This window comes from uncultured Duncaniella sp. (genome assembly GCF_910577345.1).
Lineage (GTDB): Bacteria > Bacteroidota > Bacteroidia > Bacteroidales > Muribaculaceae > Duncaniella.
On record NZ_CAJTMT010000015.1, the window covers coordinates 78,871 to 85,534 of the forward strand.

A 6,664-nucleotide genomic window follows, 5' to 3' on the forward strand; every position below is an offset into this window, starting at 1 on the left:
GCTTGCCCCCTATTTCGTTCGTTTGTATCTCTTTTCGTGGCGCTCATTGGATTATGCCCATGTCGGACAAATTGAAAAAAAGCCTTCCGGTTCGTTGTGAACCGGAAGGCTTGTCTTGGTGGCGGGGACAGGACTCGAACCTGCGACCTTTGGGTTATGAGCCCAACGAGCTACCACTGCTCCACCCCGCGATGTCGTTTTTCGTGGTGCAAAGGTAGGCACTTTTTATTTCACCTCCAAATTTTACACCCGTTTTATTAGTTAAATTAAGTTAACATGAGATTTTCCATTGAAATTTCACCTCTCCGGAGCGTTATAAGTTTAGAGAAAATCACTTTTCATCATCCGCAAGAGGATATTTCGACGCGGAATTCGTAAATTTGCACTTATGCACAACGGTTCATCATTTTTTTCACAAATACCGCCGGTAACAAAAAATCTGATTATCATCAACCTGATAGTCTGGCTGGCGATGTTCGTCTTGCCCGGGAAACTCGGGACTGGACTTGAAAACTTCGGAGGTCTCCACTACTTCCTTGCTGCCGACTTCAACCCCGCGCAGCTCATAACCTACATGTTCATGCACTCCACCCAGAGTTTCGCACACATATTTTTCAATATGTTCTCTCTCTGGATGTTTGGCATGACGCTCGAACGCACCCTCGGTAGCGCACGTTTCCTATTCTACTATATCTCCTGCGGTGTCGGAGCCGCATTGATTCAGGAACTCGTGTGGATGCTGACTTGGGAGGACACCTTCGTGCGCCTTATCTCCGCAAGTTACCACATTGATTTCCCTGAAGCCCGCGAATACATCCAGCAACTCACCCTCAGTCCCGAAGGCAAGGCTGCCCTTGCGCGCAACCTCAACATCTTCGTCACCATCGGAGCATCAGGAGCTGTCTACGGCGTGCTGCTTGCATTCGGTATGCTCTTCCCCAACGCACCTCTATACCTCTTCTTCATTCCTGTACCCGTGAAGGCCAAATGGATGGTAATCGGCATGGGTGCCATCGAGCTGCTCATCGGTCTGAGCGAAGCCTCCGGCAAGGCAGACGGAGTCGCCCACTTCGCCCACCTCGGCGGCATGATATTCGGTTTCCTCATCATCCTTTATTGGAAAAAGAAAGGGACGTTCCATGGGGGTTACTGATACCATACGCGAGATGCGCCGCTCGTTCGACGCATCCTCGATGTTGATGAAAATAATCTGGATCAACATCGGGGTCTTCGTGCTCCTGCGTCTCTCGGCCATCGTCTGCATGTTTGCGGGAAACCCCGATTTCCTCAACACGATAATGGCCTACGTCCAGTTGCCGAGCAGCCCTGCCGTACTGCTGACCAGACCGTGGACAGTGGTGACCTACATGTTCGCCCAATACGACGTTTTCCATATCCTTTTCAATCTCCTCTGGCTCTATTGGTTCGGCACCCTCTTCATGATGGTGGCAAACTCACGCCAACTGTTCGCACTCTATGTCCTCGGTGGACTCGGTGGAGCCCTGCTTTTCCTTCTGTGCTATGCCGTCATGCCGATATTCGCATTCCACAGCGCCATGCTCATCGGCTCATCCGCCTCTGTGATAGCCATTGTCACGGCTACAGCCATATTGATGCCCGACTTCAGGATGCACCTCCTTTTCATCGGCTCAATCTCATTGAAATGGATAGCCATCGCCACAATCGGACTGGTGCTCATCGGTGTCACCGGTAGCAACGCCGGAGGCGAGATAGCCCACATCGGAGGTGTCGCCGTCGGAGCGATCTATGCCTTGCGCATGAAGCGCGGCCACGACATCACCCGTCCCTTCAACCAGAGCTTTGACCGCATGGCCAATCTCTGGAACCGCTTCGCATCCACCATCTGGGGGAGCCTGACCACCAAACGCACCCCGACACAGCACTCCGGTGAGACCGCTTCACGCAATGCATCCGGCCGCGCTTCCTACACCTCATCGACCTCATCCGGATCTGCCGGTCCAAAATGTACCGACAACGACCGTGAAGTCCTCGACAGCATCCTCGACAAAATCAAGAAATCAGGCTATTCAGCCTTAACCCCCGAAGAGCGCCAACGCCTCTTCGATGTCAGCAGGAAAATAAAGTGAATTTACCCCGTCCACACAAGCCATTGAAGTCGACCGTCCTCGCCATCGGGGTCGGTCTGAACCTTTTTGTGGCAATGGTAACGGTATTTTCGGCCTACGGGGGCACCTTCAACCCCGACGAAAGAGTGATAGCCGCAATGGCAGCAATGGTGTTGCCGCTCCTGCTTATTGCCGGAGGGGCGCTTTTCCTCGTCAACCTCTTCTTCGACCGCCGCCTCATCTGGATACTGATAGCCGGATGGATTGTCGCGATGCCGTCAATCCTCGTGTTCTCACCCATGCATATATGGAACCGCACCCTCAACACCGAAGAGCGTGAGCAGTCATTCACATTCCTTACCTACAACGTGCTTCATCTGTGGGATTTCCGTGGAGAGGATTACCCCGGGGTTGAGCAGAACGCGACCCTCGACTACATACTCTCGACTGATGCCGACATTGTCAGCCTTCAGGAGTTCGAAATTCTGAAGCCTGACAAACAATGGAAAATCACCCAAGCGCAGATAGACTCACTCTATGCGCGCTACCCTTACCATTTCATCGGAATCTCACAACAACTCTCCGTATTCTCAAAATATCCGATGGAAGAAGTCGACATAAATGTTGACCCGAAAGCCGCCTATGTGATGGGGTGCTTTAAAATAAATGTGAAAGGATGCGACATCCACCTTATGGACGTCCACCTCAAATCCATCGGCCTGACACCGGAAGACAAGGAGCTGTATAAAGAGACTCTTGACCTCCCGGAAAACAAGTCGGAGTTGAAACGCGAACTGAAGGAAGTGAAATCGCAACTTCTGACCAAACTTGCCGACGCATTCCGCACACGCACCTTCCAGGCCCGTGAAGTCCGCAAAGTAGTGGATTCGATTGGCGGCCCCTTCATTGTAGCCGGTGACTTCAACGACATCCCCGACTGCTACGCTGTCCGCACTATCCGTGGCAAAGACATGCACGACGCATACGCCGACGCGGCCTTCGGCCCGACAATCACCTACCACGGCGATAAATTCTACTTCCGCATCGACCAGGTTCTCTACAAGGGACCATTCAAGGCTGTAGACATCGAAAGAGGCGACATCGCCTCAAGCGACCACAATCCGCTGCTGACCACATTCCTGTTTGACCAAGCGGGAAAATAAACCCCGACAGCCCAATCAACCGAACAATCAATACCCAATATAACCAATCCGCTATGAACAAATTTTTAACCGCTGCTCTCGGAGCATTGCTGCTTCCGATGGCACTAAGCACCCCGACCGACATGAGCGCAGAGACCAGACAGAATCCGTTCATGGTGCCCTACGACACCCCCTTCGGCATTCCTCCCTTCGAGAAAATCTCCTACGGGGACTACATGCCTGCAATCGAAAAAGGCATTGCCGACAAAAAAGCCGAAATCGAGGCTATCGCCAACAATCCGGCCACTCCGACATTCGACAACACCATTCTCGCCATGGAGAAGAGCGGCGAACTGCTCAACAAGGTGATGCTCGTGTTCGGCGCCCTCGACGAGACCGACAACAACGAACACATGCTTGCCATCTCCGAGAAAGCCTACCCCATGGTATCGGCAGCCTCCGATGAAATCATGATGAACGACAAGCTTTTCCAGCGCGTCAAATACCTCTACGACCGTCGTGACCAGCTCGGCCTTGACGGCCCGCAGAAACGCGCCGTCGAACTTGCCTATAAGGACTTCACCCGCAACGGCGCTCTCCTTTCTGCCGACAAGAAGAACGAACTCAAAGCCCTCAACAACGAGCTGACACAGCTCTTCCTCACCTTCAACAAAAACCTCCTGGCATCCACCAACAGCTTTGAAATCGTGGTCGACGACGCATCGCAACTCGCAGGCATTCCCGCCGGCATCGTCAGCACGGCAGCCGAGGAAGCAGCCAAGCGTGGCAAGGATGGCAAATGGGTCTTCACCCTCCACGCCCCCAGCCGTCTGCCCGTACTCAAATATGCCGACAACCGCGACCTCCGCGAAAAGATGTATCAGGGCTACATGAACCTCGCCTCTTCAGCGCCCTACGACAACCGTCCCGTCATCGGCAAACTCATCAAGGCCCGTGCAAAGAAAGCCCATCTTCTGGGCTTCGACACCTTTGCCGCTTACATGACCGACAATGTGATGGCAAAGACTCCCGACGCAGCCCGCAACCTCCTTCTCCAGATATGGGGCCCGACAAAGGACCGTGCCAATGAAGAGATTGCCGAAATGCAGACTTTCATCAACCAGTCAGGCCAGAACTTCAAGCTCGCACCCTGGGACTATTATTACTATGCCGAAAAAGTGCGCCAGAAGAAATTCGACCTCGACGAGAATGAAGTCAGCGCCTACTTCTCGGTCGACAATGTCCGCAAAGGCATTTTCACCCTCGCAGAGCGTCTCTATGGTGTGACATTCACTGAACTCCCCGACGCGCCCAAATATAACCCCGAGGTTAAGGTCTACGAGATGAAGGACAAGGACAACAACCATGTGGCTGTCTTCATGACCGACTACTTCCCCCGTCCCTCCAAGCGTCAGGGCGCATGGATGAGCGAATTCCGCAGTGCATTCGAGGATGCCGACGGCACCTCCGCTCGTCCCATCGTTTACAATGTCGGTAACTTCACCCGTCCGACCGGCGACACCCCTGCCCTCCTTACACTCGACGAAGTTGCCACCATGTTCCATGAGTTCGGCCACGGTCTCCACGGTATGCTCACCAAAGCAAAGCTCCGCAGCCAGGCCGGTACCAATGTTGACCGCGACTTCGTTGAGCTCCCCTCACAGATTACCGAGCACTGGGCCCTCGAACCCGAACTTCTCAAGGAATACGCCTTCCACTACAAGACCGGTGAAGTCATCCCCGAAAGCCTCGTGAAGAAGGTTCAGGCCGCATCGACCCACAACCAGGGCTTCGAGATGACCGAACGCGTGACCGCCGCCCTCCTCGACCTCGAATGGGGAGCGCTCAATCCCTCCGACAATGAGGAAATCGACGTGGATGCCTTCGAAAAGAAAGTGGCCGAAAAACTCGGCAAGCCCGACGAAATCGCCTACCGCTACCGTTCACCCTACTTCAAACACATCTTCGGCAGCGACGGTTACGCTTCAGGTTACTACACCTACATGTGGGCCGAGGTCCTCGACACCGACGGTTTCGAGCTTTTCACCGAAAAGGGCATCTTCGACCCCGAGACTGCAAAGTCATTCAAGGAAAATGTTCTCGAGATGGGTGGCAGCGAAGACCCGATGACACTCTTCAAGCGCTTCCGTGGCCATGAGCCCAAGGTCGACGCCCTCCTGCGTGCCCACGGCCTCACCCCGCGTCCCGAAAAAGCAAAGGGCGGTGAAATCAACACTCCCGGCGGAAAATAATCTGTCTACCGGCCGTCAACAAAGCGGCTCAGACTATAAAATCCGCCAAACAAACGACTTTTTCGTCTATAGAAATTAAATAATTGTTAAAAAGCATGTTGATATGCTTTTTAACATACCTCTGAAGGTAGGCTTTCTCGAAAGAAAGGCCTACCTTTGTTTTCAGCAATTAAATCGGATACATAACAATTTGCGAAACCCTAAAATTCACAAATTAACGTATTATTCTAAACTATTGCATTATGTTAGAAGACAACCTACGTTAACTAATAAGTGAATCATAGGTTACGATCCGGCCACTCGTGAGAGTAGCCGGATTTTATTTCTTCGCGCATATACTCCAAAACATCGGATTTATTGTATGGGTTAGACGTTTTTCGTGGTTAAATTATGTCAAGTCTATTGGAAAAACGAGCTAAAAGTAATACTTTTGCAAAGGATAAAACCAATTTATTGTGACACCACTCCTTAAATTTTAACATTTTTATTATTTTTAACTAAACACAGCGCCTATTGAAGCAAATCTACTCTAACCAATCAAATCAGACAAGATGAAACAACTGACTAAGCTTGCGGACCGTGATCTGGTCGCCGCTTACGCCAACAACAATAACGAAGCTTTTGACGTGCTTCTGCAACGCCATCAGCAGAAAGTTTATTCCTATATCTTACACATTGTGAAAAACAAGGATGTCGCCGACGATATCTTTCAGGAAACTTTCGTTAAGGCCATCATGACCATCAAACAGGGACGCTACATGGAGCACGGGAAATTTTCCGGTTGGCTCACCCGTATAGCCCACAACCTCATCATCGATTTCTTCCGTCAGGAGAAAATCGAGAATGCAGTCTCGGCCGACGAAGAAGGAACCGACATCCTTAACCGCCGCGACCTCTGTGACGGAAACATAGAGGACACGTTGGTCAGCACCCAGATCGACACCGATCTCCGGCGCATCGTCATGGCCCTCCCCGACGCTCAGCGCGAAGTGCTTGTGATGCGCTTCTACCGCAACATGTCGTTCAAGGAGATTGCCGAAGCCACCTCCGTCAGCATCAACACCGCTCTCGGACGTATGCGCTACGCCATCATGAACATGCGCCGAATCGCTGCCGAAAACAATATCGCATTGGCCATCTGACCCCCAAGTCAGGCGGCCAACGCTTTTTATCACCCCCCCTC

General features: G+C 52.1%; 5 protein-coding genes and 1 tRNA gene. 5 read left to right on the forward strand and 1 reads right to left on the reverse strand.

The genetic code is table 11. The features are described from left to right. Nucleotides 1-116 precede the first annotated feature (116 nt). Nucleotides 117-191: transfer RNA gene (locus tag QZ310_RS08255), tRNA-Met, on the reverse strand. A gap of 197 nt (nt 192-388) precedes the next feature. Here QZ310_RS08255 and QZ310_RS08260 point away from each other — a divergent pair. The 5 genes from QZ310_RS08260 (at nt 389) to QZ310_RS08280 (ending at nt 6,623) form a co-directional block, all read left to right on the forward strand. Then, a complete protein-coding gene (locus tag QZ310_RS08260; protein WP_297072031.1) occupies nt 389-1,153 on the forward strand; it encodes a rhomboid family intramembrane serine protease in 765 nt (254 codons plus the stop codon). Continuing rightward, on the forward strand, nt 1,140-2,108 hold the full coding sequence (locus QZ310_RS08265; protein ID WP_297072032.1) for a rhomboid family intramembrane serine protease: 969 nt from the start codon (nt 1,140-1,142) through the stop codon (nt 2,106-2,108). Before QZ310_RS08260 ends, QZ310_RS08265 begins: the two co-directional genes overlap by 14 nt. After that, entirely contained in the window at nt 2,105-3,250 is a 1,146-nt protein-coding gene (locus QZ310_RS08270; protein ID WP_297072033.1) for an endonuclease/exonuclease/phosphatase family protein, read from the forward strand. The genes QZ310_RS08265 and QZ310_RS08270 overlap by 4 nt, the downstream gene beginning before the upstream one ends. Nucleotides 3,251-3,303: 53 nt before the next feature. Next, the gene (locus QZ310_RS08275; RefSeq protein ID WP_297072034.1) at nt 3,304-5,481 is read left to right on the forward strand and encodes a M3 family metallopeptidase; all 2,178 of its coding nucleotides are present in this window, start codon (nt 3,304-3,306) and stop codon (nt 5,479-5,481) included. A 551-nt stretch (nt 5,482-6,032) separates the two neighbouring features. Further along, nucleotides 6,033-6,623 carry a sigma-70 family RNA polymerase sigma factor gene (locus QZ310_RS08280; protein ID WP_297072035.1) on the forward strand — a complete coding sequence of 197 codons (591 nt, stop codon included), beginning with the start codon at nt 6,033-6,035 and terminating at the stop codon, nt 6,621-6,623. The last annotated feature ends 41 nt before the right edge of the window (nt 6,624-6,664 follow it).

Excerpts from the sequence above, each read along its gene's own strand:
- QZ310_RS08260 (WP_297072031.1), top strand. The coding sequence starts at position 389 with ATGCACAACGGTTCATCATTTTTTTCACAAATACCGCCGGTAACAAAA.
- QZ310_RS08265 (WP_297072032.1), top strand. The coding sequence starts at position 1,140 with ATGGGGGTTACTGATACCATACGCGAGATGCGCCGCTCGTTCGACGCA.
- QZ310_RS08275 (WP_297072034.1), top strand. The coding sequence starts at position 3,304 with ATGAACAAATTTTTAACCGCTGCTCTCGGAGCATTGCTGCTTCCGATG.
- QZ310_RS08280 (WP_297072035.1), top strand. The coding sequence starts at position 6,033 with ATGAAACAACTGACTAAGCTTGCGGACCGTGATCTGGTCGCCGCTTAC.